This window comes from Actinosynnema pretiosum (genome assembly GCF_002354875.1).
Lineage (GTDB): Bacteria > Actinomycetota > Actinomycetes > Mycobacteriales > Pseudonocardiaceae > Actinosynnema > Actinosynnema auranticum.
The window spans coordinates 1127777-1152173 of sequence record NZ_CP023445.1 but is presented as its reverse complement, the minus strand read 5'-3'; the positions used below and the strand labels follow the sequence as shown (position 1 = coordinate 1152173).

The following is a 24397-nucleotide window of genomic DNA, read 5'->3' as shown; positions in this document are numbered from 1 at the left end:
CGGTTGTCGGGCGCTGGTCACCAGCTGCTGCTGGTTGCTGGTTGCTGGTTGCCGTCGGGGGTGTCGGGTGGCACGCATAGGGTCGGGTCGTGCTGGTCGTACATGCCGTGGGGAGCGAGGACGGGTGGGTCGCGGCTTGGGGTGAGGACTCCGGGTTGCCGCCTCGGGTTGGGCGGCGGCTTCACGGGCGGGCCGTTCGGCATCCGTTCGCGGTGGGGGACGGGGGGCTGGTTCGGGTTCTGCGTGGTGGCCGTGGCCGTGGTGGCAGCGGTCGTGGTGGTGGGGATTCTGTGCCGTTGCGGTTGGTGGTGCAGTTGCCCACCGTCGGGACCGGGCCGATCGCTTCTCCGGAGCTGGTCGGGGCTTCCGGGGCTGCGGCTGCGGTGCGCGGGACGCCTCGGTTGCACTCCTGGCTGGTTCCTGCGGTGCGGGTGGAGGGGCTGCCCGAGCGGATTGTGGACGGCAGGCTCGGGGCTTCGGCTCGGTTCTACCTGGAGGTCCTCGCGTTCGCCGATGACCTGGTGGCCAGGGGGCGCGTGGTGCCCGGTGTGGACGGTGGGGCGGCGCGGTGGCGGGCGGTGCTGTCCGGGGTGGACGCGGTGCGGTTCGCCGCGTTGCGCGCGGAGATGCCTCCCTCGTTCCGGGCGGCCCAGGAGTCCGTTGAGCCGGATCGGCTCATCAGGGCCGCGCTCGACCGGGCGGTGGACCGGCGGGTTCGGGACGGGGACTTCTCCGGGGTCGACCTGGACGAGCCCGGCGCCACGGGGATCTGGTTGCGGGCGCTGGTCGGCGACCCGGTGCTGGGCGCGGCCAGCGGGGCCGTGGCCAGGCTTCGGGAGCGGGTCGAGGGCTGGCAGGGCAGTGCGCTGCGACGCCCGCTGCTGCGGACCTGCTTCCGCCTGACCGCGCCCGATCAGAGCGTGGCCGACGAGGACGTCAGCGCGGGGCCCGGTCCGGGTGGGGACGGGGGTGGGCGGTGGGAGCTGGAGTTCCTGGTGCAGGCCGTCGACGAGCCGAGCGTCGTGGTGCCCGCCGAGCAGTTGTGGTCGCGGGGGAACAACGTCCTGCGCCGGTTCGCCACCCGGCCGGAGGACGTGCTGCTCGCCGACCTCGGGCGTGCCAGTCGGCTCTACCCGGCGCTCGACCGCGCGCTGGGCGAGCAGCGGCCCGCGCGGATGGTGCTGGACGTGACGGGGGCGCACGACTTCCTGGTGCGCGCGAACGAGCTGTCGCAGGCCGGGTTCGGGGTGCTGGTGCCCTCGTGGTGGCGCGAACCCCGGCGGGTGGGGCTGGCCCTGTCGGTGTCCGGCGGCGGAGGGGGCGGGGACGGGACCGGGTGGGGTGGCGCTGGGCGGGGTGGGGCCGCGGGGGCGGTGCCCAAGGAGAGCTCGCTCGGGTTGAAGGTGCTGCTGGACTACCGGTGGTCGTTGGCGCTCGGGGACGAGGAGCTGGCCGAACCCGAGCTGCGGGCGCTGGCCGAGGCGAAGGTGCCGCTGGTGCGGTTGCGCGGGCAGTGGGTGCAGGTCGACCAGCGCGGGCTCACCGCCGGGCTCGCGTTCCTGCGGCGTGGTGGCGGCGGGCGGATGACGGTGGGGCAGGCGCTCGCCCACGCGGGCGCGCTGACACGGCGGGCAGGCGGGGACACCGATGACGGGAACAGCAGCGGCAGCGGCAACGGCGGCCCCGACCTCGGTCCTGGCGGGAACAGCGGCAACAGCAGCAGGGGCGGTAGCAGTGGGGGCGGCGGGAGCGGCGGCAACAGCAGCGGGAGCGGCGGCAGCGGCAGCGGGAGCGGTGACAACGGCAGCGGGGCCGACGTCCTCCCCTACGGCTGGTTCGGGGCGTTGCCCCTGCCCGTCACCGCCGTGCGCGGGGACGGGGCGTTGGGGGCGTTGCTCGCCGGGGGTGGGGATCGGGTGGTGGGGGAGGTCGCCGCGCCCGAGGGGTTGACCGCCGTGCTCCGGCCCTACCAGGCGCGGGGGTTGGCGTGGTTGGCGTTCCTGGACTCGTTGGGGCTCGGGGCGTGCCTGGCCGATGACATGGGGCTCGGCAAGACCGTGCAACTGCTCGCCCTCGAAGCCCTGTGCCGTCAGGGGGACGACGGGTCGCGGGCGCCCACGCTGCTGGTCTGCCCGCTCTCGGTGCTCGGCAACTGGCAGCGGGAGGCCGCGCGGTTCACGCCGGGGCTCCGGGTTCGGGTGCACCACGGGCCCGAGCGGGACGTGAGCGGGATCGGGGCGGGGTGCGACCTGGTGCTCACCACGTACGCCGTGGTGGTGCGGGACGTCGAGGCGTTGCGCGGCGTGCGGTGGGACCGGGTGGTGCTGGACGAGGCGCAGAACGTGAAGAACAGCTCCACCCGCCAGTTCCAGGCCGTGCGGTCGCTGGACGCGCGGCACCGGGTCGCGCTGACCGGCACGCCCGTGGAGAACCGGCTGGCCGAGCTGTGGTCCGTCATGGACTTCGCCAACCCCGGCGTGCTCGGCACGGTGAACACCTTCCGGGCGCGCTTCGCCGTGCCGGTGGAGCGGCACGGGGACGAGGACGCGGCGGTGCGGCTGCGGCGGGTCACGGCGCCGTTCGTGCTGCGCAGGCTCAAGACCGATCCCAGGGTCATCTCCGACCTGCCCGACAAGATCGAGGTCAAGCAGCTCTGCCCGCTCACGCCCGAGCAGGCGTCGCTGTACCAGGCGGTGCTGGACGACATGCTCGCCAAGGTCGACGAGTCGGAGGGGCAGGAGCGGCGCGGGCTGGTGCTGGCGTCGCTGTCCAAGCTGAAGCAGGTGTGCAACCACCCGGCCCAGCTGCTCGGCGACGGCTCGCGGGTGGCCGGGCGGTCCGGGAAGGTCAACCGGTTGGAGGAGGTGCTGGAGGAGGTGCTCGCCGACGGGGACAAGGCGCTGTGCTTCACCCAGTTCACCGAGTTCGGGTCGCTGCTGGCGCCGCACCTGTCCGCGCGGTTCGACACGGACGTGCTGTTCCTGCACGGGGGCACGCCCAAGCGCGCGCGGGACGCGATGGTCGAACGGTTCCAGGGCGAGGGCGGGCCGTCGGTGTTCCTGCTGTCGCTGAAGGCGGGCGGCACGGGGCTGAACCTGACCGCGGCCAACCACGTGATCCACCTGGACCGGTGGTGGAACCCGGCGGTGGAGGACCAGGCGACGGACCGGGCGTTCCGGATCGGGCAGCGCAGGCACGTGCAGGTGCGGAAGTTCGTGTGCGCGGGGACGGTGGAGGAGCGGATCGACCGGATGGTGGAGCAGAAGCGCGGGCTGGCGCGGATGGTGGTCGGCACGGGCGAGGACTGGATCACCGAGCTGTCGACCGAGCAGCTGCGCGAGCTGCTGTCGCTGACCGGGGAGGTCTTCGATGAGTAGCCGGGGCGGGGGTGGCTCCGGGTGGGGCGGGGGCGACAAGTGGCGACCGGCTCGGGTGGCCAGGGAGGAAGCGGAGGCGGAAGCGGCGCGCGCGGCGGCTGAGCGGGCGGGAGCAGCGCGGGTGGCGGCTGAGCGGGGTGACGCGGGACAGGCAGGCGCGGGACACGCGGGGGCGGGACACGCGGGGGCGGCGCAGGCCGGCGCGGAACCGGCCGGAGCCGGGCGGGTGGACGCGGGCCGGGCGGGCGCGCGGGGTGGTGGCCTCGGCGGCGACCCGCAGCGCGCGGCGGCAGCCGACGGTGCCACCAGCGGCGGCGGGCCGGGCAACGCCGATCAGGGCAGGGCCACGAGCAACGGCACCACCTACGGCAGCGGCGGTGGTCCGGGCAACGCAGATCAGGGCGGTGTCACGAGCAACGACACCACCAACGGCAACGCCGGGCCAGGCAACGCCGGGCCAGGCAACGGTGGGCAGAGCAGCGCCGGGGCAGGCAGCGGCGGGGCAGGCAGCGGCGGGCCAGACAACGCCGGGGCAGGCAACACCGGGCCAGGCAACGGCGGGCCAGGCAGCGGCGGGCAGAGCAGCGCCGCCCTCGGCGGCCCCTCCCCCGCCACCCCCGACCTCCCCTGGTCGCAGCGGTTCCTCGACGTGCTCGGGTCGTTCGGGATGGCGGACGCCGTCAAGCGCGGGCGGGCGCTGGTTCGGGGTGGGCGGGTGATGAGCTTTTCCGTCTCCTCCAGTCTCGTGGTCGCGCTCGTCGCCGGGGAGCGGGACGGGCAGGGGCCGTTCCGGGCTCGGGTCGCGGTTCGGCGGTTCGACGACGGGGAGTGGGCGTCGGTCGAGGAGGCGTTGGCCGGGCGGGCGGTGTTCGTGGCCAAGCTGCTCGCCGGGACGTTGCCCGCCGGGGTCGAGGGGGTGTTCGGGGAGTTGGGGTTGTCGCTGCTGCCGCGCGGTTCGCGGGAGCTGGGCATGGACTGCTCCTGCCCCGCCTGGGAGGTGCCGTGCGAGCACCTCGCCGCCGCCTGCCAGGTGCTGGCGTCCGCGCTGGACGACGACCCGTTCACGCTGCTCGCCTGGCGCGGTCGGGAGCGGGACGAGCTGCTCGACCGGTTGCGGGCCTCGCGCGCGCCCGGCGACGACGAGCGCTCCGCGCCTCCGCTGGCGGCGGAGCCGGACTCGTTCTGGGTTCGCCCGCCCGCTCGCGCCGCCTCGGCCGAGCAGGGGGCGCTGACCGGCGCGGACGTGAGCGGGCAGCGGGTCGACGCGGTGCTGGACGAGCTGGGCGAGCTGCTCGTGGACGGGCGTCCGGTGCGGCCGGTGCTGCGCAAGCTGTACCGGCGGCTCCCCCGACGGGGGTGAGCCCCGAGCGCCCCAAGTTACCCACTGGTAACGTGCGGGTCCCGACGAAGGGAGCCCCGGTGCTGCTCGACCCCCACCGCTACGACGCCGCCCACCTGGACGACGAGAGCCGCCGCCTGCTGCGCGCGGTCGTCGACTGGTTCGAACAGCGCGGCAAGCGCAGGCTGATCGCCGACGACCAGGCCAAGGTCTGGTACTCGGAGTTCCTGGAGTTCGCCGCCCGCGAGAAGCTGTTCGCCACGTTCTGCACCCCCGCCGCCGAGGCGGGCGGCAACCCGGACAAGCGCTGGGACACCGCCCGCAACGCCGCGCTGAGCGAGGTCCTCGGCTTCTACGGCCTCCAGTACTGGTACGCCTGGCAGGTCACCGTGCTCGGCCTCGGGCCGATCTGGATGAGCGGCAACGCCGTCGCCCGCAAGCGCGCCGCCGAGCTGCTCGACGACGGCGCGGTGTTCGCGTTCGGCCTGTCCGAGAAGGAGCACGGGGCGGACGTCTACTCCACCGACCTGGTGCTCACCCCGGACGGCGACGGCGGGTTCCGCGCGTCGGGGAGCAAGTACTACATCGGCAACGGCAACGTCGCGGGCATGGTCTCGGTGTTCGGGCGGCGCGCCGACCTGGAGGGCCCGGACGCGTACGCGTTCTTCGCGGCCGACTCGCAGCACCCGGCGTTCCACCTGGTCAAGAACGTGGTGGACTCGCAGATGTTCGTCAGCGAGTTCGAGCTGCGCGACTACCCGGTGACCGCCGACGACCTGCTGCACACCGGGCAGGAGGCGTTCAGCGCGGCGCTGAACACGGTCAACGTCGGCAAGTTCAACCTGTGCACCGCCTCGGTCGGCATCTGCGAGCACGCGTTCCACGAGGCGATCACCCACGCGCACAACCGCGTCCTGTACGGCAAGCCGGTCACCGCCTTCCCGCACGTGCGGCAGAACTTCGTGGACGCCTACGCGCGCCTGGCCGCGATGAAGCTGTTCTCCGACCGCGCCGCGGACTACTTCCGCTCCGCCTCCCCGGACGACCGCCGCTACCTGCTGTTCAACCCCATCACCAAGATGAAGGTCACCACCGAGGGCGAGCGGGTGGTCGACCTGCTGTGGGACGTGATCGCCGCCAAGGGGTTCGAGAAGGACACGTACTTCTCCATGGCCGCCCGCGACATCCGCGCGCTGCCGAAGCTGGAGGGCACCGTCCACGTCAACCTGGCGCTGGTGCTGAAGTTCCTGCCGAACTACCTGTTCTCCCCCGCCGACGACTACCCGCCGGTGCCGACCAGGCACGACCCGGCGGACGACGCGTTCTTCTGGGAGCAGGGCCCGGCGCGCGGGCTGGGCGCGATCCGGTTCGCCGACTGGGAGGAGCCGTACCGGGCCGCCTCGGACGTGCCGAACGTGGCGCGCTTCCACGAGCGGGCCCGCGCGCTGCGGGAGCTGCGGGTGCTGGACGGGCAGCGCGGCGACCTGGACTTCCTGCTCAGCCTCGGCCACCTGTTCACGCTGGTGGTGTACGGGCAGCTGGTGCTGGAGCAGGCCGCGCTGACCGGGGTGGACCGGGACCTGGTCGACCAGGTCTTCGACGTGCTGGTGCGGGACTTCGCGGCGGGCGCGGTGGCGCTGCACGGGAAGTCCGCGTCGACGCCGGAGCAGCAGGCGTGGGCGCTGGCGCAGGTGGTGAAGCCGGTGGTGGACGGCGAGCGGTTCGACCGGGTGTGGCAGCGGGTCGAGGGGCTGTCGGGGGCGTACGAGATGCGGCCCTGACCGCCGCGCGCGCCGCCGGTCCTGGCGGGGGCACCCGTCTGCGCGCTTGACGGGCGCCCCCGCCCGCCCGTGTGATCGGGTGAGCCGCCGCCGGACCCGGACCCCCGAGGAGTGCGCGTGCGTCAGCGAAGATGGCCCGCCGTTCCCAGCACCGCCCTCGCCACGGCGAGCGGCGTTCCGACGACCGGCGGGGAGAGCTGAGTGGACGAGTCGACGAACGCGACCGGGGACGCCCCGGTCGAGCAGGACGGCACGACGGGCGACGGTGCGGCGGAGACCGGTGCGGCGCGGGAGACCAGGCCGCCCGCGCTGGCCCCCACTCCCCCGATGGGCTTCAACAACTGGAACTCCACCCAGTGCGGCCCCGAGTTCACCGACTCGATGATCCGGGGCATCGCCGACCTGTTCCTCAGCCTGGGCCTCAAGGACGCGGGCTACGAGTACGTCAACATCGACGACTGCTGGGCGCTGCCGCAGCGCGACGCGGACGGCGACCTGGTGCCCGACCCGGTCCGGTTCCCCGAGGGCATGAAGGCGCTCGTGGACCACGTGCACTCCAAGGGCCTGAAGTTCGGCATCTACACCAGCGCGGGCACCAGGACGTGCAGCGAGCGCGGGTTCCCCGGCGCGCTCGGGCACGAGCGGCAGGACGCGGCGCTGTTCGCCTCCTGGGGCGTGGACTACCTGAAGTACGACAACTGCCACAACCAGGGGATCGACGCGAGGCTGCGCTACCGGGCCATGCGCGACGCGATCGCCGCCACCGGCCGCCCGATCGTGCTGAGCGTGTGCGAGTGGGGCGAGAACCGGCCGTGGGAGTGGGCGTTCGAGGTCGGGCAGCTGTGGCGCACCACCCCGGACATCCGGGACAGCTGGGACTCGGTGCTGGAGATCGCCAAGGCGAACATGGCGCTGGCCGAGCACGCCGGGCCGAACCGGTGGAACGACCCGGACATGCTGGAGGTCGGCAACGGCGGCCTGACCCCGGAGGAGTGCCGCACGCACTTCAGCCTGTGGGCGATGATGGCCGCCCCCCTGCTGATCGGCGTGGACCTGCGGTCGGTGGCGCCCGAGGCGGTGGAGATCCTGACCAACCGCGAGGTGATCGCGCTCGACCAGGACCCGCTCGGCGAGCAGGCGCGGGTGGTGCGGTCCGAGGACGGGCTGCACGTGCTGGTGAAGCGGTTGCAGGACGGCGGGCGCGCGGTGGCGCTGTTCAACGAGAACGACGTGCCCGCGCGGATCTCGACCAGCGCCGCCGAGGCCGGGCTCCCCCGGTCGACCGGGTACCGGCTGCGGGACGTGTGGGCGCGGACCGACGCGCACACGGCGGGCGACGTCACGGCGTGGGTGCCGCCGCACGGCATCGTCGTCTACCGGGTCACGCCCGAACCGGCGTGGCTGCTGCTGCCGCCCGCCGTGGACGCGGGGGTGGAGCCGGTGCTGTCCCGGCCCGGCGCGCTGCCGCTGGTCGACCCGGACGCCCCGTCACTGGTGACCACCTCGCTGGGCAACAACGGCTGGCTGCCGGTGCTGGGCGCGCGGGTGGACCTGGAGGTCCCACCGGGGTGGCGGGTGCGGCCGACGGGGCAGCGGGCCCGGTCGGTGCTCGCGGGCGGCGACCGGGTGGACACCACCTGGGAGGTGCTGCCGCCCGCCGGGCTCGAACCGGGCCGGTACCGGCTGACGGCGCTGTTCGCCTACCTGTACGGGTGGGGGCGGCGGGTGAGCGCGGACCTGGAGGTGGTGGTGCCCCACCGGTTGCCGTCCGGCACCTCGTACCTGAGCGACGCGCCGTGGCTGCGGGCGAGCAACGGGTTCGGGCCGGTCGAGGTCGACACCAGCAACGGGGAGGCCGAGGCCGGGGACGGCGGGCCGCTCACGGTCAACGGGAGGGTGTTCGAGAAGGGCCTCGGGGTGCACGCGCCCAGCTCGGTCGAGTACTTCACCGGTGGCCGCTGCACGAGCGTGTCGGCGTTCGTGGGCGTGGACGACGAGAAGCCCGCGGCCGGGTCGGTGGTGTTCCAGGTGTGGGCGGACGACCGGAAGGTCGCCGACAGCGGGGCGCTGACCACGCGGGACGACGCGGTCGAGCTGGTCGCGGACGTGACCGGGGCGCGGACCGTGCGGCTGGTGGTGACCGACGCGGGCAACGGCGTCGACAGCGACCACGGTGACTGGGGCGACCTGAAGGCCACCTGCGAGTGATCACCCTCGGATGACGTTCGGGCTGCACCGCTCCTGCTGTCCGGGTGAGGCGTCTTGACTGGCGGTCACCGCCGGTGTTGTCTCGACCCCCGACGCGACGCGTGAGGAGGACTGGCGGATGACCGGGTCCATGGCGCTCAGGGCGCTGCGCGAGGCGATCGTGCTGGAACACCTGGAAGCGGAGAACGAGCGCGACTTCGCCACCACGATCGCGGCGTTCGACCGGACGCGCTACGAGATCGCGGCGACCGGCGAGGTGTACGAGGGAAGGGCCGAGGTGTCGGCCTACTACAGCAGGTCGCTGCGGGCGTGGCCGGACCTGCGCAGCGAGGTCGTGCGGGTGCACCACGCGGACGACGCGGCGATCGTGGAGCTGGAGGTGGCGGGCACCGAGCCGGGGACGGGGCGGGCCTGCCGGGCGAGGACCACGGCGTTCTTCGAGTTCGACGGGCCCAGCCTGGTCGGGAAGCGGCTCTACGGCGACGAGCCGTCCTAGCGGGCCGGCGCCGGGGCCGCGGTTCGGGGCCGCGGTTCGGGGCTGCGGTTCGGGGCCGCGGTTCGGGGCCGCGGTTCGGGGCCACGACGTGCGAACGGGCCGCACCCCACCTGGGGTGCGGCCCGCTCACGGAAGATCAGTTACCGCGAACCGCGGTTCAGACCGGGCGGACGGCCTGAGCCTGCGGGCCCTTCTGGCCCTGACCGATCTCGAACTCCACGCGCTGGTTCTCCTCCAGCGTGCGGTAGCCGTTGACCTGGATCTCCGAGTAGTGCACGAACACGTCGGCGCCACCGTTGTCGGGGGAGATGAAGCCGAAGCCCTTCTCCGCGTTGAACCACTTGACGGTGCCCTGAACTGCCATCTTGCTACTTCTCCTCTAACAGGTGCCGGATCGCGCTTGCGACCACCGGGTCAGTCAGGGCGACGACTTCTCCGCCGGTACCGCAGAGGAAAGACAGGCGCCCGCAACTTCCGTTCCGCGAGCGTGGAGAACACGAACACAGAAAGGTACGACCGCAGATAGTCAACCACGACTGCGCCCCGTGAGTCGAGTGATGGGACGGGTCTTCTGCGCTGCTACCTTCGACGTGGCGGCGGTCACAGCGGGTGTTCGCCGCCTGAAGTGCGCCGACACCGGTCAACCGGTCGCGCAGGGTGAGCGGCGGCCGTGCCGGGGACCCCGCGCGGGCCGCGCCGGGGCGCGAGGGGGAGGATCCGGCTCCACCGCAGGTGGGACGCGGCGGGCCGGGAGCGGCGGTGGCGCGCGCACGCCGGTCGGCGGGTCGCGCGGGCGGGTCGCCGCTGCTCGGGGGAAGATCGTCACCAGTGCCGCGTTCGGCCGACCGGGTGAAGGTCGTCTCCGGTCGTCACCCGCGCGCGACCACCGGGCGTGACCCGGCGGCGCGCTCCCCGAGCGGGGTTCCGGTTCCGACGACTTCGGGGGGCGGTGAGGCGGGGTGCTCGACGCGCTCCACCACGGCCAGGCCAGGCTGATGTTCTTCTTCCTCGGCCTGGTGGTCACCTTCGTGTTCATCCGGATCAGCGTCCGGCTGATCAGGGCGGGCGTGCGGTGGTGGCCGGGCAACTTCACGCCCGGCGGCACGCACATCCACCACGTGGTGTTCGGCGCGGTGTTCATGATGGTGGGCGGGGTCACCGGGATCGCCGTGCCGGACGAGGCGGTGGGGCTGCGGCTGGCCGCCGCCGCGCTGCTCGGCGTCGGGGCCGCGCTGGTGCTGGACGAGTTCGCGCTGATCCTGCACCTGCGCGACGTGTACTGGTCCAAGGACGGGCGGCTGTCGGTCGACGCGGTGTTCCTGGCGATCGGCATGACCGGCCTGCTGCTGCTGGGCGCCCGGCCGCTCGGGTACGACGACGTGCTCGGCGAGAGCGTGCCGGTGCGGGTGGCGCTGCTGCTGGGGAACCTGGGGTTCGCGATCGTGGCGCTGCTCAAGGGCAAGGTGTGGACGGGGCTGCTCGGGCTGCTGATCCCGCTGCTGCCGCAGATCGGGGCGCTGCGCCTGGCGCGGCCGAGGTCGCCGTGGGCGCGCTGGCACTACCCGGACGGCTCGCGGAAGCTGCGCCGCGCCGAGCGCAGGGAGAACCGCATCCGGCGGCCGTTGATCCAGGCGAAGATCCGGGTGCAGGAGTTCATCTCGGGCAGGCACGACGAGGTGTGACCGCCGCGCGGGCCCGGTCACCCCGGCCCGGTCACCCCGGCCCGGTCACCTCGGCGCGATGCCCAGCTCGGCGCAGGTCCGCTCCAGGTCCGGCGCGCACAGCTCCTCGGCGCGCACCACCCCCGACGCCACCAGCACCCGCACGCCGTCCCGGTGCACCGGGACCGCCCCCAGCAGCACCGCCTTCACCCGGCGCCCGTTCGTCGGGTCCTCGGTGGTCGCGCTCGCCAGCGCGTCCGCGCGCGCCACGTCCCCGTCCGCGAGCGCCGAGGCGAGCCGGGCCGCCGCCTCCGCCTCGTCCCGGATGGACTTGTGCACCGTCATGCACTGCTCGCCGCGCAGCACCGCGCGCAACCCGTCCACCGTGGCGTCCTGCCCGGTCACCGGCACCTTCCCGGCCAGTCCCCTGGCGCGCAGCACCTGGATGGCGGCGGCGGCGAGCCGGTCGTTGGCCGCGAGGACCCCGTCGACGCGCCCGCCGCTGTCGTTGAGCGCCTGCTCGAACCGGGCCCGCCCGAGCAGCGGGTCCCAGCGGTCGGCGCTCGTGCTGGCCGCGAGCCGGTAGTCGCCGCGCTCGTAGCGGGGGCCGAGGACGCGGCGCTGCCCGTCGGCGAACTGCATGGCGTTGTTGTCCTGCGGCGCGCCCTGCAGCTCGATGACCCGCGCGCCCCGCCGGTCCCCCAGGCAGTCCACGAGCCCGCGCGCCTGGAGCTCGCCGACGGCCTCGTTGTCGAAGGACACGTGGTAGTCGGCGGCCCCGCCGACGCTGAACCGGTCGTAGTCGATGACGGGGATGCCCGCCTTGCGCGCCTTGTGCTCGACGGTGGCCCCGCCCTCGGGGGTCAGCGGGGTGATCAGCAGGACCGCGACGCCCCTGGCGATCAGGTCGTCGGCGATGCTGGCGAACCGGAACTCGTCGTTGCGGGCGTTCTCGACGACCGGGTCGAGCCCCTCGGCCTCCAGGGCGCGCAGGAGCTGCGGCCGGTCCTGCTCCTCCCAGCGGGCGGAGGACTCGGTGTCGGGCAGGATCACGCCGACGAGCGGCCTGGTCGGGCGCTCCGGCGGTCCGGCGGTCCCCCCGCAGGCCGCGAGCAGCAGCGCGGGCAGTCCGGCGCAGAGCGCCCTCCCGAGCCTTCGCATCAAGCCAACCCCTCGCGCGTTCACCCGCACGGGTGGGCGGGATTCCGAAGCCACCTTCCCCGACCAGGGGCGCGGGCCGGGCAGCGGGGTGCGGCCGACCGGTCCAGCGCTGCCCCGCCGAGGCCGTCCATGACCTTCCACGCGACATCGCCGCAGGTCGGAGAATTGTTACCCACCGTGGGCAAATCACTCAGGGTGCATACCCCACTACGCTTCGGTGTCCGACGAACGGACCCTGACCACGATCGCTTTCTGTGTCAAGGTGACGCCCGACCCGACGTCGAACGGGTGTGAGGAGACAGCTCAGGTGAGATCACGCAGAATCGCCCACCCCGCGCTGGTGCTGGTGGGAGCCGCCGCACTCGTCGCCGCCGCGACGACGCCCGCCGCCGCCGAGCAGGCCACCACCGAGTACACCGTGCTGGTCGAGGACGGGGCCAGCCGGGACGCCGCGGTCGCGGCGGTGCGCGCTGCGGGCGGCCACCTGGTCCGCGAGAACAGCGCGGTCGGGATGCTGGTCGTGCGGGCGCCGGAGTCCGGTTTCGCCGGGCGCGTCTCCGCCTCGCCGTCGGTGCTGGGCGCGGCCACGGCCAAGCCGATCGGCCGCACGCCCGGTTCCGCAGGCAACCGCGAGTGGTCCGACGTGGAGAAGGAGAACACCGCGCTGGGCGCGGCGAAGGCCCCCTCCGCGTCCCGCGAGGCCACCGCCGCCCAGGCCGGTCTGGACCCGCTGGACAGCGACCTGTGGGGCCTGCGCGCGGTGCGCTCCGACATCGCCCGCGCCAAGCAGCCCGGCGACAAGCGGGTCAAGGTCGGCGTGATCGACACCGGCGTCGACGGCAACCACCCGGACATCGCGCCGAACTTCGACCGCGAGCTGTCCCGCAACTTCACCGTCGACCTGCCCTACGACGCGGACGGCGGCGAGTTCGACGGCCCGTGCGAGTTCCGGGGCTGCGTCGACCCGGCGGACCACGACGACGGCGGCCACGGCACGCACGTCGCGGGCACCATCGGCGCGGCGGCCAACGGCTCCGGCGTCTCCGGCGTCGCCCCGAACGTCACCCTGGTGAACGTGCGGGCGGGCCAGGACTCGGGCACGTTCTTCCTGCAGCCGGTCGTCGACGCGCTCACCTACAGCGCGGACGCGGGCCTGGACGTGGTGAACATGTCCTTCTACGTCGACCCGTGGTACATGAACTGCGGCAACGACCCCACGGCCACCGCCGAGGAGCAGCTGGAGCAGCGCACCACCATCACCGCGGTGCAGCGCGCCCTGAACTACGCGCACGGCAAGGGCGTCACGCTGATCGGCGCCGGCGGCAACAACCACGAGGACCTCGGCAACCCGAGGACCGACGTGGTCAGCCCGAACTACCCGCCCGGCCACGCCCGGCCGCGCCCGGTGGACTCCAGCTGCCTGAACCTGCCGACCGAGGGCGACCACGTCATCTCGGTGTCGGCGCTCGGCCCGTCGCTGACGAAGGCCGACTTCTCGAACTACGGCACCGAGCAGACCGAGCTGTCCGCGCCCGGCGGGTACTTCCGCGACGGCCTGGGCACCGACTGGTACCGCACGAACGAGAACCTGGTCCTGTCGACCTACCCGCGCAACGTGGCCCTGGCCGACGGCGCGATCGACGCGGACGGCAACCTCACCCCGGCCGGTGAGTCGGCGGGCGTCAAGAAGGACTGCTCGACCGGGACCTGCGCGTACTACCAGTTCCTGCAGGGCACCTCGATGGCCGCCCCGCACGCGTCCGGCGTGGCCGCGCTGGTGGTCAGCCAGTACGGCAAGAACGACAAGAAGCACCCCGGCACGCTGACCATGGCTCCGGACAAGGTGAAGACCGTGCTGACCGGGACCGCGACCAAGCGGCCGTGCCCGGTGCCCAGGACGGTGTCGTACGTCAACGTCGGCCGCTCGGCCGAGTTCGACGCGACCTGCGTGGGCGACGCGAAGTTCAACGGCTTCTACGGCCACGGCATCGTCGACGCCTACGGCGCGGTGACCAGGGGCGGCGGGCTGATCTAGCTCCCCCTCGAACGGCGAGCGGCCCCGCACTCCTGGAGTGCGGGGCCGCTGGCCGAAGGAGAACAAACCCGCTGAGCCGCAGCGAGGGCCGAGGTGCACCGGCTGCCGGCCCCCGCACTGCTGCGCAGCGCGGGGGCCGCTCGCGTCAGGACCGTGCTCAGGTCAGGACGGCAGCTCCTGCCAGGCCAGCACGGGCGCGGCCAGGTCGCGGATGGTCGCCAGCAGGCCGAGGCGGGCGGCCCGCAGCTCGGGCTCCTCGGCCATCACCAGCACGTCGTCGAAGAACCGGTTGACCGGCCCGGTGAGCGGCGTGGCGGCGGCGACGAAGGCCGCGAGGCCCTCGCCGTCCGGCTTGACCGAGCCGAGCGCCTCGTGCAGCGCCAGCTCGGCGGGCTCGCGCAGGGCGCTCGGGTCGTAGCCGCCCGAGGTGCCCGCGGGCACGATCCGGCGGACCCGCTGCAGCGCGGCCACGAGCGCGGTGAACGCCTCGTCGCCGACCAGCGCGGTCAGCTCGGCCAGGGTCTCGTCCGCGACGGCGGGCGCGTCGGCCAGCACGAGCACGGCGTTGACGTGGCGGTGGTCGTGCCCGGCGTCGAGCAGCTGCTGCTCGTACCGGCGGACCGCGAACTCCCGCGCGCCCTCGAGGGCCTCGTCGGACAGCGCGACGCCCTCGGGCAGGCCCGCGGCGGCCAGCTCCAGCGCCGCGGGCAGGGTGATGGCGCGCAGCTCGGGGAAGTGCCGCAGCACGCTCACCGCGCCGAGCGCGGCCCGCCGCAGGCCGAACGGGTCGGAGCTGCCGGTCGGGTTGGCCCCGGTGGCGAACAGGCCCGCGAGCAGGTCGAACCGGTCGCCGAGGGAGAGCAGCGCGCCCGCCGCGGACGCGGGCGTCGCGTCACCGGCGGAGCGGGGCAGCTCCATCTCGTACAGCGCCTGCGCCACCTCGGGGGTCTCGCCCGCGCGGACCGCGTACTCGCGGGCCATGGTCCCGGCGAGGCTGGACAGCTCGATGACCATCTGCGAGCCGAGGTCGAACTTGGCCAGCTCGCCGGCCCGGCGCAGCGTGTCGTCGCCCGCGCCGACGACCTCGGCGAGCCGTTCGGCGAGCGCGGCGATGCGGGCGCTGCGGTCGGACATGGAGCCGAGCTTGTCGGCGAAGGTGAGCTTGTCCAGCCCGGCCTTCATCGTCTCCAGCGGCGTGCGCAGGTCGGCGCGCCAGAAGAACGCGGCGTCCTCGTAGCGGGCCCGCAGCACGGCCTCGTTGCCCGCGCGCACCAGGTCCTCGTCGACCTCGCCGTTGGCGACGGCCACGAAGTGCGGCAGCAGCGAGCCGTCGGCGGCCCGGACCGGCAGGTACCGCTGGTGCTTGCGCATCACCGTGGTGAGGATCTGCGCGGGCAGCTCCAGGTAGTCGGCGTTGAACGACCCCAGGATCGGGGTCGGCTGCTCGACCAGGTTGGTCACCTCGTCCAGCACGCCGTCCAGGTCCACCGAGCCGCCGACCGACGCGGCCAGCTCCTGCGCCCTGCGCACGATCTCGGCGCGCCGGTCGTCGGCGGACAGCACCACGCCGTGCCCGGCCAGGAACTCCCGGTAGCCGTCGGCGGAGGAGACCTCCACCACGGGCTGGTCGGCGGTGCGGTGCACCCGCGTGGTGGTCCCGGAGGCCAGCGCGGACGCCACCACCGGCACCGGGGTGTCGCCGAGCAGGGCGAGCAGCCAGCGCACGGGGCGGGTGAACGACAGCTTCGGGTCGCTCCACTTCATGTTCTTCTCGGCGCGCAGCTCGGTCACGACCTCGCCGAGCACCCCGCTGAGCACCTCGACCGCGCCGCGACCGGCGACGGTCCTGGTCAGCGCGACGTGCTCGACGCCGTTCTCGACCACGCGGCCCAGCTCGGACACGTCGACGCCCTGCCCGCGCGCGAAGCCCTGCGCGGCCTTGGTGGGGTTGCCGTCGGCGTCGAACGCGGCCGAGACGCGGGGGCCGCGCGCGGTGCGCTCGGCGTCGGGCTCGCGCGGCTGCACGTCCGGCACCACGACGACCACGCGCCGGGGCGTGCCGTGCGCGGCGACCTCGCCGGTGGCGAGCCTGGTCGCGCCGAGCTTGGCGGCGACCGCCTCGCGCACGGCCTGCGTGGTGCGGGTCACCTCGTGCGGCGGCAGCTCCTCGGTGCCGATCTCGAACAGCAGCGTGCGCGCGCCGTCGACGTCGGCGAAGGAGGTCGGCTTGGGCGCGGCGGGCAGCGCCTCGACCAGGCCGAGCGGGTGCCCCTGCTCCTCGCGGCGGGCCGCCCACAGCTGCGACACCTCGCGGGCCAGCCCGCGCATCCTGGCGAACGCGCGCGCCCGCTCCGTGGTGCTGATCGCGCCGCGCGCGTCGAGCACGTTGAACGCGTGCGAGCACTTGAGCACGTAGTTGTGCGCGGGCACGGGCAGGCGGGCGTCCAGCATCCGCCTGGCCTCGGAGGCGTACTCCTCGAACAGCCGCTTGTTCGCCTCGACGTCCGCGTCGTCCAGGTAGTAGCGGCTCATCTCGTACTCGGCCTGGCCGAACGCCTCGCCGTAGGAGATGCCGGGCGCGTAGGCGATGTCCTTGAAGTGGGACACGCCCTGCAGCGCCATCATGATCCGCTCGATGCCGTAGGTGATCTCCACCGACACCGGGTCGAGCGACATGCCGCCCGCCTGCTGGAAGTACGTGAACTGGGTGATCTCCAGGCCGTCCAGCCAGACCTCCCAGCCCAGGCCCCACGCGCCGAGCGCGGGCGAGGCCCAGTTGTCCTCGACGAACCGCACGTCGTGGGCGCGCACGTCGATGCCGAGCGCGGCGAGGCTGCCCAGGTACAGCTCCTGGGGGTTGCCGGGGTCGGGCTTGAGGATGACCTGGAACTGGGTGTGGGTCTGGAGCCGGTTGGGGTTCTCGCCGTAGCGGGCGTCGTCGGGCCGCACGCTGGGCTCCACGTAGGACACCCGCCACGGCTCGGGACCGAGCACGCGCAGCACGGTCGCGGGGTTGAGCGTCCCCGCCCCGACCTCGGTGTTGTAGGGCTGCACGACGACGCAACCCCGTTCGGTCCAGTACCTGGTCAGCGCGAGCAGCGCGTCCTGCATGGTCAGCACGGGGGCACAGTCTACGAAGCGCGCATGGGGAGGTTCACAATCGGTCCGCTCACCTGGCCAAAGGCCGTAACAAGGCGGTAGCACCGCTCGCACAGCGCGCTGTGCCACTCTATGGGCGCAACCCGGAGCCCCTCCGGTGCGTCACCAGGGGTGTACCGGTGCGAAGAGGGAGGGAGTGCGAGTGGACAACCGGCCGCCGAGGCAGGGCGACCCCGACGGGTTCGGGAGGCGCCCCGTCCCGCCACGGGACCCCTCCGCGCGCAGAGCGCCCGCCGGCGGGGACCGGCTCCCGCCCAGGCGCGGCCCGGTGGAGGGCGAGCGCGACGGCAGGCAGACGCCCCCGGAGGGCGGCAGGCCGCTGCCCGAGGGCGCCAGGAGCCGTCCGCCCGAGGGCGCGCGGAGCCGACCGCCGATCCGGAACGTGGCGCCGCCCACGGAGCGCACCGCGCCGGTGCGCGCCGACCGCGGGCGCGACGAGCCGCCGCGCGCCGGGAGGCTGGACGAGCCGCGCGGTCGCCCGGCCAAGCCCGTGCGGCGCGAGGCGAACGGGCACGCGCCCACGGAGCGGACCACGCCCGCGCGGGCGATGCGCAGCGAGCGGGCGCGCAACGAGGGCCTGGCAGGCGGGCCCGCGCTGGACCGCGCGCGCGACGAGGCGGTGGAGCGCAGGCGCGCGGCCCGCGCCGCGCGCGCGGCGGAGGCCGAGGAGCTGTCGCGGCCCAGGAGCGGCGCGCGCCCCGGCGAGGAGGACCGGCCGGTCCGGCCGGAGCGGCGCGGCCGGGTCGTCAAGGGCGTCGTCGTGGACGCCGAGGACGACGCCGAGAGCGCCCCGCCGAGGTCGCCCCGGCCGAGGACCGTCCCGCCGAGGCCCGCGCCCGCGAGGCGGCCCGCGCAGCGCACGCCCCCGCCGTCCAGGGTGAAGCTGGCCGGGCGCACGGCGCTGGCGCTGGTCTCGACCGCGGTGCTGCTCGCGACCGGCTACGGCTACAAGAACCTGAACGCCCTGACGGACAACATCGCCACCACGGACGTGATCAGCGCGGACGCCGGCGGCGAGAAGCCGCAGGACGGGTCGATCGACATCCTGATGGTCGGCATGGACAGCCGCACCGACTCCAAGGGCAACCCGCTGCCGCAGGAGATCCTGAACGAGCTGCAGGCGGGCGGCTCGGAGGACGGCGGGCTGAACACCGACACGCTGATCCTGCTGCACATCCCGAACGACAGCGGCAAGGCGGTCGCGGTGTCGTTCCCGCGCGACTCCTACGTGGACATCCCCGGCGGCTACGGCAAGCACAAGATCAACTCGGCGTACGGCTACGGCAAGACCGCCGCGCTGGAGGAGCTCGGGGACAAGGGCGAGTCCGGCACCGCCCTGGAGCTCAAGGCCAGGCAGGCGGGCAGCAAGAGCCTGATCAGCACGATCGAGAACCTGTCCGGCGTCAAGATCGACCACTACGCCGAGGTCAACCTGGTCGGCTTCTACGAGATCACCAAGGCCGTCGGCGGCGTGGACGTGTGCCTCAACAACGCCGTCCAGGACGACCTCTCGGGGGCGAACTTCAAGAAGGGCAACCAGACCATCCAGGGCCGCGAGGCGCTCTCGTTCGTGCGGCAGCGCTACGGCCTGCTGCGCGGCGACCTGGACCGGGTCGTGCGCCAGCAGGTGTTCATGGCGGGCCTGGCGAACAAGGTGCTCTCCGCGGGCACGCTGACCGACCCCGGCAAGCTGGGCGACCTGATCGACGCGCTGTCCAAGTCCATCACCCTCGACGAGGGCTGGGACGTGCTCAGGTTCGCGACCCAGATGAAGGGCCTGACCGGCGGCAGCATGGAGTTCAAGACCATCCCGACCGGCAACCCCGAGCTGATGACCGACAGCGACGGCATGGCGGTCGAGGTCGTCCCCTCCCAGGTGAAGAAGTTCTTCAAGGACTTCGCCAAGTCCGAGGAGGAGAAGAACAAGGCCGCCGTGGACCCGGCGACGGTGACCGTCGAGGTCCGCAACGCCTCCGGCATCCCCGGCCTGGCGTCCAGGGTGCTGCAGGAGCTGGTGGCGCTGAAGTTCGTCGCGGGCGACGCGGACAACGCCGACGCCGACCAGGTCGCCTCCGCGGTGCTCTACGGCAAGGGCGGCGAGGCGGGGGCGCAGGCCGTCGCCGACGCGCTCGGGGACGTGGAGATCAAGGAGGACGCCACGATCGCGGCGGGCACGGCGCGCGTGGTGGTCGGGTCCAGCTACGACGGTCCCGGCGTGGCCAACCTGCTCGGACAGCGTCTGCTCGCCTTGGACGGCGGCTTCCGCACCCAGCAGGCGCCCCAGGAGGACCAGACCGGCGCGGAGATCAACGCGGGCGGCATCCGCTGCGTGAACTAGTCCCGCGCTCGACCGGCAGGCGGCCCGGTCGGACCCACCTCGGGTCCGACCGGGCCGCGGTCGTTTCCGGGCGAACCGCGGTCGTTTCCGGGCGAACCGCGGGCGGTCCCGAAGGGGGCCGCCCGCGCCGGTCCCGCTCGGGGCTCCCTGGGGGCGACCCCGGTTTCCGCGCCCGCCGCCTCGGGAACCAGGTTCGGGGCGCGGAGCGTTGAACCTGCGGGCCGCCTCGCGCGTCCTGGGAGGACCGGCGCGAGCGCGGCGGGACGGCACGGCCATCACGAAGCACGCACGGGCACGGGGGTAGTCGCATGACCGCACGGGGTTCCAGGGCGACGGGGGCGCGCCTGCGCAGGCTGCTCGGCGCCGGGTTCGGGGCGGCCCGCCGCGCGCCGCTCGCCGCGCTGCGCCGCTGGAGGCTCACCCTGGGCGTGGTGGGCCTGCTGGGCCTGCTCGCCGCGGCCCCGTGGGCCTGGGTGCAGGCCACCAGCGCCCCGTACCGGCTCACCGCCGCCGAGGTGCCCGAGACGCCGGTGGCGCTGGTGCTCGGCGCGGGCATCCGCGACGGCCGCCCCACGCCGTTCCTGGCGGGCAGGCTGGACGTGGCCGCCGACCTGTACCACCGGGGCAAGGTGAAGGTGCTGCTGGTCAGCGGGGACAACAGCCGCCCCGACTACGACGAGCCCACCGCGATGCGGAACTACCTGCTGCGCCAGGGCGTCCCGGACTCGGCGATCGTGTCCGACTACGCCGGTCTGGACACCTGGGACTCGTGCGCCAGGGCCAACCGGATCTTCGGCGTCACCTCGGCGACCGTGGTGACCCAGCGGTTCCACCTGCCGCGCGCGGTGGCGCTGTGCCGGGCGGCGGGCATCGAGGCGTACGGCGTCGGCCACGACACGTGGGGCGCCCGCAGCAGCACGACGCTCTACGGCTACTTCCGCGAGTCGGTCGCGAGCGTCAAGGCGTTCTGGGACGGGGCCGTGACGAAGCGCGACCCCCGGTTCCTGGGTCCCCAGGAGTCCGGGGTCACCAGGGCCCTGGAAAGCTGAATGACTACTTTGGGTATCACTTGCTTAGCCTGATTGGGCGATATCTGATGCAACTCGCGTAAGTGGTGCCGCCCGCGCGCTTTCCATCTCCGTGAACATGCGGACATGGAGGACCTGACGGTGGAGATAGACACAGCGGAGTACCAGCGCGTCCTGGGGGACGAACTCCGCAGTCTCCGCAAGCAGCGCGGGTGGACGCGCAAGGAGCTGAACCAGCGGCTCCAGAGCGACATCTCGCTGCAGACCCTGGCGACCTACGAGCTGGGCACCCGCCAGTGCTCGGTGGTGCGCCTGGTGGAGATCTGCGTCGCGCTGGGAGTGCCCGCGCACCGGGTGCTGGCGAAAGTGCACGAGCGGGTGTTCGGCGACTCGCCGTCCGGCCACCTGCCGGTGAACCTGGCCGCCGTCGTGGCCGACGGCAGGCCGCACCTGGCGCCGCTGCGGCGGTGGGCCCAGGGCAGGCTCGCCCAGATCGGGCCCGAGCAGCCGCCCGAGGTGCACCTCGACCTGCCCGCGCTCGACTACATGGCCCAGTTGTGCCAGCTCAGCACGGTGGACCTGATCAGGACCCTGCGCGAGATGGACAACCGCCACGGGTAGCATCTCGCTGGCGCATTGTCCTACTAACGCAGGAAGTCGCTTGCCGAACACTCCAGGTGCAGACCCAGGTCGCCTCCCGCTGCGCACCGCGGCGGCCGTGCGGCTGGGCAACATGAGCTCGAAGCTGTCGCAGAAGATGGGGTTGGGCGCGGGCGGCATGATCGGTGGCCGCATCGCCCTCAAGCTCGACCCGCAGGCACTGGCCCACCTCACGTCCGGGCGCAGGGTCGCGCTCGTCACGGGCACCAACGGCAAGACCACGAGCACGATGATGCTCAGCAGGGCCGTGTCGGCCCTGGGCGAGGTCGCGACCAACCACGGCGGCGCCAACATGCCGGACGGGCACGTGACCGCGCTGAGCAAGCAGCAGGAGGCGCCGTACGCGGTGCTGGAGGTCGACGAGGGGTACTTCCCCGAGGTCGTCCGGGCGTCCAACCCGTCCGTCGCGGTGCTGCTGAACCTCAGCCGGGACCAGCTCGACCGGGTCGGCGAGGTCCGCACGATCGAGCGGAACCTGCGGGAGGCCCTGAACACGGTCACCGGCGTCGTCGTGGCGAGCTGCGACGACATCATGGTCACCTCGGCCGCGCGGGACTGCGCGCGGGTGATCTGGGTGTCCACCGGCACCGGCTGGCACAACGACGCGGCCTCGTGCCCGCGCTGCGGCGACCCGATCCGCTGGCAGGGCGAGCACTGGCACTGCACCGGCTGCGACCTGGCCCGGCCCAAGCCGGACTGGGTGACCGGGGACGGCTTCCTGATCACGCCCAGGGGTGAGCGGGTCGAGCTGTCGCTGCGGCTGCCGGGCAAGTTCAACATGGCCAACGCGGTCATGGCCGCCGCCGCCGCCGCCGAGATGGGCGTCGCGGTGCCGGACGCCGTGCAGCGGCTGCGCACGGTGTCCAACGTGGCCGGTCGCTACCGGACGATCCAGCGCTCCGGCAGGCGCGCCAGGCTGCTGCTGTCGAAGAACCCGGCGGGCTGGAGCGAGACGCTGACCGTGGTCAGCGAGTCGGCCCACCCGGCGGTGCTGGCGATCAACGCGCACGAGGCCGACGGCCGCGACCTGTCGTGGCTGTGGGACGTGCCGTTCGAGCAGCTGCGGGGCAGGCGGGTGATCGCCTCGGGCGAGCGCGCGACGGACCTGGCGGTGCGGCTGACGTACGCCGAGGTCGAGCACACGATCATCCCGGACCCGCTGGAGGCGATCGACGCGATGCCGGTGGGCGACGTCGAGGTCATCGCCAACTACACGGCGTTCCGCGACCTGAACGCGAGGTCCGCTGATGGCGAGTAAGGTCCAGATCGCCCTGGTGCTGCCCGACCTGCTGGGCACCTACGGCGACTTCGGCAACGCGGTCGTGCTCGAGAAGCGCATGGCGTGGCGGGGCATCCCGGCCGAGATCGTGCCGGTGCGGTTCGGCGAGCCGGTGCCCGACTCGTGCGACATCTACGTGGTCGGCGGCGGTGAGGACACCGCGCAGACCCTGGCGGTGCGGCACCTGCGCGAGCACCCAGGGATGCAGCGGGCCGCCTCGCGCGGCGCGGTGATCCTGGGCGTGTGCGCGGGCATCCAGATCTTCGGCGAGAAGTTCACCCGCGCCGACAACGTGACCCACCCCGGTCTCGGGCTGGTCGACTCCAGCTCGCACGCCGGGGGCAGCCGGGCGATCGGCGAGGTCATCGCGGAGCCGGTGGACGGGCTGTTCGAGGGCCTGCTGACCGGGTTCGAGAACCACCAGGGCCGCACCGTGATCGGGCCGTCCGCCCGGCCGCTGGCCAAGGTGCGGGTCGGCACGGGCAACGACGGGTCGGTGGAGGGCCTGGTGCAGGGGCGCATCCTGTGCACCTACCTGCACGGGCCGGTGCTGCCGCGCAACCCGCAGATCGCCGACCTGCTGATCGAGTGGGCGACCGGGACCAAGCCGCAGCCGCTCGACCTGGAGGCCGTGACGCGGCTGCGCCAGGAGCGGGCGAAGGCGGCCGGGGTCTGACCCGGTCCGGGACTGCTGTGACGGGGGGCGGTGCTTCGGCGCCGCCCCCCGCGCTGCGCAGCAGTGCGAAACCACGGGCTGCTGCACCTCGGCTCCGCGTTGCGGCTCGGTCGGTTTGCTCTTTCGCCTGACGCGCCCCCGCTCAGGGCCGGACGAGGACCTTGAGCGCGGTGCGCTCGTCCATGGCGCGGTAGCCCTCGGCGACGTCGGCCAGCGCGACCGTGCGGTCGAACACCGGGGACGGGTCGAGGCGGCCCGCGAGCACGTCCGCCAGCAGCTCGGGCAGGTGGGCGCGGACCGGGGCGACCCCGCCCGCGAGGGCGACGTTGCGGCGGAACAGCTCGCCGATCGGCGGGGCGGGGGCCTCGTGCGGGACGCCGACGTAGCCGATCCGGCCGCCGTCGCGCACCGCGCCGAGCGCGGTGCGCCAGGACTGCTCGTTGCCGACGCACTCCAGCACGGCGGGCGCGCCGAGCCCGCCGGTCAGCTCCCTGACCCGCTCCACGGCCGCCTCGCCGCGCTCGGGCACCTGGTCGGTGGCGCCGAACAGCCGGGCCACGGCGGCCCGGTCCTCGTGCCTGCCCAGCGAGATGATCCGCTCCGCGCCGAGCCTGCTCGCGGCCAGCACGCCGCACAGGCCGACCGCGCCGTCGCCGACCACGACGACCGTGGAGCCCCGGCCGACGCCCGCGGCGAGCGCCGCGTGGTGGCCGGTGCCCATGACGTCGGACAGGGACAGCAGGGCGGGCAGGAGGGACTGGTCGGCGTCGCGCGGCACGGGCACGAGGGTGCCGTCGGCGTGCGGGACGCGGACCGCCTCGCCCTGACCGCCGTCGGAGCCCTTCGAGCCCCACGAGCCGCCCTCGGGGCAGGAGGTCTGGAGACCCGCGACGCAGTGCGCGCAGGTGCCGTCGCTCCAGCAGAACGGGGCGATGACCCGGTCGCCGACGCTGAGCGTCGACACCTCGGAGCCGACCTCGACCACCTCGCCGACGAACTCGTGGCCGATGCGCTGGCCCTGGGCGCGCTTGGACACGCCCCGGTAGCCCCACAGGTCGCTGCCGCACACGCACGCCAGCTCGACCCGCACGACGGCGTCGGTGGGGAGCTGGATCACCGGGTCGGGGACCTCCTCGACTCGGATGTCCCGTGCACCGTGGATCGTGGTCGCCCGCACTTGTCGCGCCTCCTCGTGGATG

General features: G+C 73.8%; 16 protein-coding genes. 12 read left to right on the top strand and 4 right to left on the bottom strand.

Annotated elements, in window-relative coordinates; genetic code table 11:
• Positions 1–290 precede the first annotated feature (290 nt).
• From CNX65_RS05255 to CNX65_RS05235, 5 genes are all read left to right on the top strand, one after another.
• Entirely contained in the window at positions 291–3377 is a 3087-nt protein-coding gene (locus tag CNX65_RS05255; protein WP_096491754.1) for a DEAD/DEAH box helicase, read from the top strand.
• Positions 3378–3498: 121 nt separating this feature from the next.
• On the top strand, positions 3499–4737 hold the full coding sequence (locus CNX65_RS05250; protein ID WP_157767512.1) for an SWIM zinc finger family protein: 1239 nt from the start codon (positions 3499–3501) through the stop codon (positions 4735–4737).
• A 59-nt stretch (positions 4738–4796) separates the two neighbouring features.
• The gene (locus tag CNX65_RS05245) at positions 4797–6497 is read left to right on the top strand and encodes an acyl-CoA dehydrogenase (RefSeq protein WP_177154526.1); all 1701 of its coding nucleotides are present in this window, start codon (positions 4797–4799) and stop codon (positions 6495–6497) included.
• A 201-nt stretch (positions 6498–6698) separates the two neighbouring features.
• Complete coding sequence (locus tag CNX65_RS05240) at positions 6699–8705, top strand: NPCBM/NEW2 domain-containing protein (RefSeq protein WP_096491751.1); 2007 nt, start codon at positions 6699–6701, stop codon at positions 8703–8705.
• Between the two features lie 118 nt (positions 8706–8823).
• Positions 8824–9201 carry a nuclear transport factor 2 family protein gene (locus tag CNX65_RS05235; RefSeq protein ID WP_096491750.1) on the top strand — a complete coding sequence of 126 codons (378 nt, stop codon included), beginning with the start codon at positions 8824–8826 and terminating at the stop codon, positions 9199–9201.
• A gap of 157 nt (positions 9202–9358) precedes the next feature.
• Here the strand turns inward: CNX65_RS05235 and CNX65_RS05230 are convergent, their stop codons facing one another.
• The gene (locus tag CNX65_RS05230) at positions 9359–9565 is read right to left on the bottom strand and encodes a cold-shock protein (protein ID WP_012783660.1); all 207 of its coding nucleotides are present in this window, start codon (positions 9563–9565) and stop codon (positions 9359–9361) included.
• A gap of 595 nt (positions 9566–10160) precedes the next feature.
• Here CNX65_RS05230 and CNX65_RS05225 point away from each other — a divergent pair.
• A complete protein-coding gene (locus CNX65_RS05225) occupies positions 10161–10883 on the top strand; it encodes a hypothetical protein (protein ID WP_096491749.1) in 723 nt (240 codons plus the stop codon).
• A 45-nt stretch (positions 10884–10928) separates the two neighbouring features.
• Here CNX65_RS05225 and CNX65_RS05220 read toward each other — a convergent pair whose 3' ends face one another.
• Positions 10929–12023 carry a sugar ABC transporter substrate-binding protein gene (locus CNX65_RS05220; RefSeq protein WP_096491748.1) on the bottom strand — a complete coding sequence of 365 codons (1095 nt, stop codon included), beginning with the start codon at positions 12021–12023 and terminating at the stop codon, positions 10929–10931.
• Between the two features lie 307 nt (positions 12024–12330).
• Between CNX65_RS05220 and CNX65_RS05215 the strand changes: the two genes are divergently transcribed.
• Entirely contained in the window at positions 12331–14058 is a 1728-nt protein-coding gene (locus CNX65_RS05215) for a S8 family serine peptidase (protein WP_096491747.1), read from the top strand.
• Between the two features lie 162 nt (positions 14059–14220).
• Here the strand turns inward: CNX65_RS05215 and CNX65_RS05210 are convergent, their stop codons facing one another.
• Positions 14221–17169 carry a glycine--tRNA ligase gene (locus CNX65_RS05210; protein ID WP_096497621.1) on the bottom strand — a complete coding sequence of 983 codons (2949 nt, stop codon included), beginning with the start codon at positions 17167–17169 and terminating at the stop codon, positions 14221–14223.
• A gap of 316 nt (positions 17170–17485) precedes the next feature.
• On the opposite strand from CNX65_RS05210, the gene CNX65_RS05205 reads away from it, so the two are divergent.
• From CNX65_RS05205 to CNX65_RS05185, 5 genes are all read left to right on the top strand, one after another.
• On the top strand, positions 17486–19555 hold the full coding sequence (locus CNX65_RS05205; protein ID WP_232519705.1) for an LCP family protein: 2070 nt from the start codon (positions 17486–17488) through the stop codon (positions 19553–19555).
• A 308-nt stretch (positions 19556–19863) separates the two neighbouring features.
• Positions 19864–20604 carry a SanA/YdcF family protein gene (locus CNX65_RS05200; protein ID WP_096491746.1) on the top strand — a complete coding sequence of 247 codons (741 nt, stop codon included), beginning with the start codon at positions 19864–19866 and terminating at the stop codon, positions 20602–20604.
• A 120-nt stretch (positions 20605–20724) separates the two neighbouring features.
• Complete coding sequence (locus tag CNX65_RS05195) at positions 20725–21204, top strand: helix-turn-helix domain-containing protein (protein WP_096497619.1); 480 nt, start codon at positions 20725–20727, stop codon at positions 21202–21204.
• A gap of 112 nt (positions 21205–21316) precedes the next feature.
• On the top strand, positions 21317–22501 hold the full coding sequence (locus CNX65_RS05190; RefSeq protein ID WP_096497618.1) for a MurT ligase domain-containing protein: 1185 nt from the start codon (positions 21317–21319) through the stop codon (positions 22499–22501).
• Positions 22491–23198 carry a type 1 glutamine amidotransferase gene (locus tag CNX65_RS05185; protein ID WP_096491745.1) on the top strand — a complete coding sequence of 236 codons (708 nt, stop codon included), beginning with the start codon at positions 22491–22493 and terminating at the stop codon, positions 23196–23198. The genes CNX65_RS05190 and CNX65_RS05185 overlap by 11 nt, the downstream gene beginning before the upstream one ends.
• Before the next feature lie 142 nt (positions 23199–23340).
• Here CNX65_RS05185 and CNX65_RS05180 read toward each other — a convergent pair whose 3' ends face one another.
• Entirely contained in the window at positions 23341–24375 is a 1035-nt protein-coding gene (locus tag CNX65_RS05180) for a zinc-binding dehydrogenase (protein ID WP_096491744.1), read from the bottom strand.
• Positions 24376–24397: the final 22 nt, after the last annotated feature.

Excerpts from the sequence above, each read along its gene's own strand:
- CNX65_RS05190 (WP_096497618.1), top strand. The coding sequence starts at position 21,317 with ATGAGCTCGAAGCTGTCGCAGAAGATGGGGTTGGGCGCGGGCGGCATG.
- CNX65_RS05200 (WP_096491746.1), top strand. The coding sequence starts at position 19,864 with ATGACCGCACGGGGTTCCAGGGCGACGGGGGCGCGCCTGCGCAGGCTG.
- CNX65_RS05210 (WP_096497621.1), bottom strand. The coding sequence starts at position 17,169 with ATGCAGGACGCGCTGCTCGCGCTGACCAGGTACTGGACCGAACGGGGT.
- CNX65_RS05230 (WP_012783660.1), bottom strand. The coding sequence starts at position 9,565 with ATGGCAGTTCAGGGCACCGTCAAGTGGTTCAACGCGGAGAAGGGCTTC.
- CNX65_RS05235 (WP_096491750.1), top strand. The coding sequence starts at position 8,824 with ATGACCGGGTCCATGGCGCTCAGGGCGCTGCGCGAGGCGATCGTGCTG.
- CNX65_RS05220 (WP_096491748.1), bottom strand. The coding sequence starts at position 12,023 with ATGCGAAGGCTCGGGAGGGCGCTCTGCGCCGGACTGCCCGCGCTGCTG.
- CNX65_RS05185 (WP_096491745.1), top strand. The coding sequence starts at position 22,491 with ATGGCGAGTAAGGTCCAGATCGCCCTGGTGCTGCCCGACCTGCTGGGC.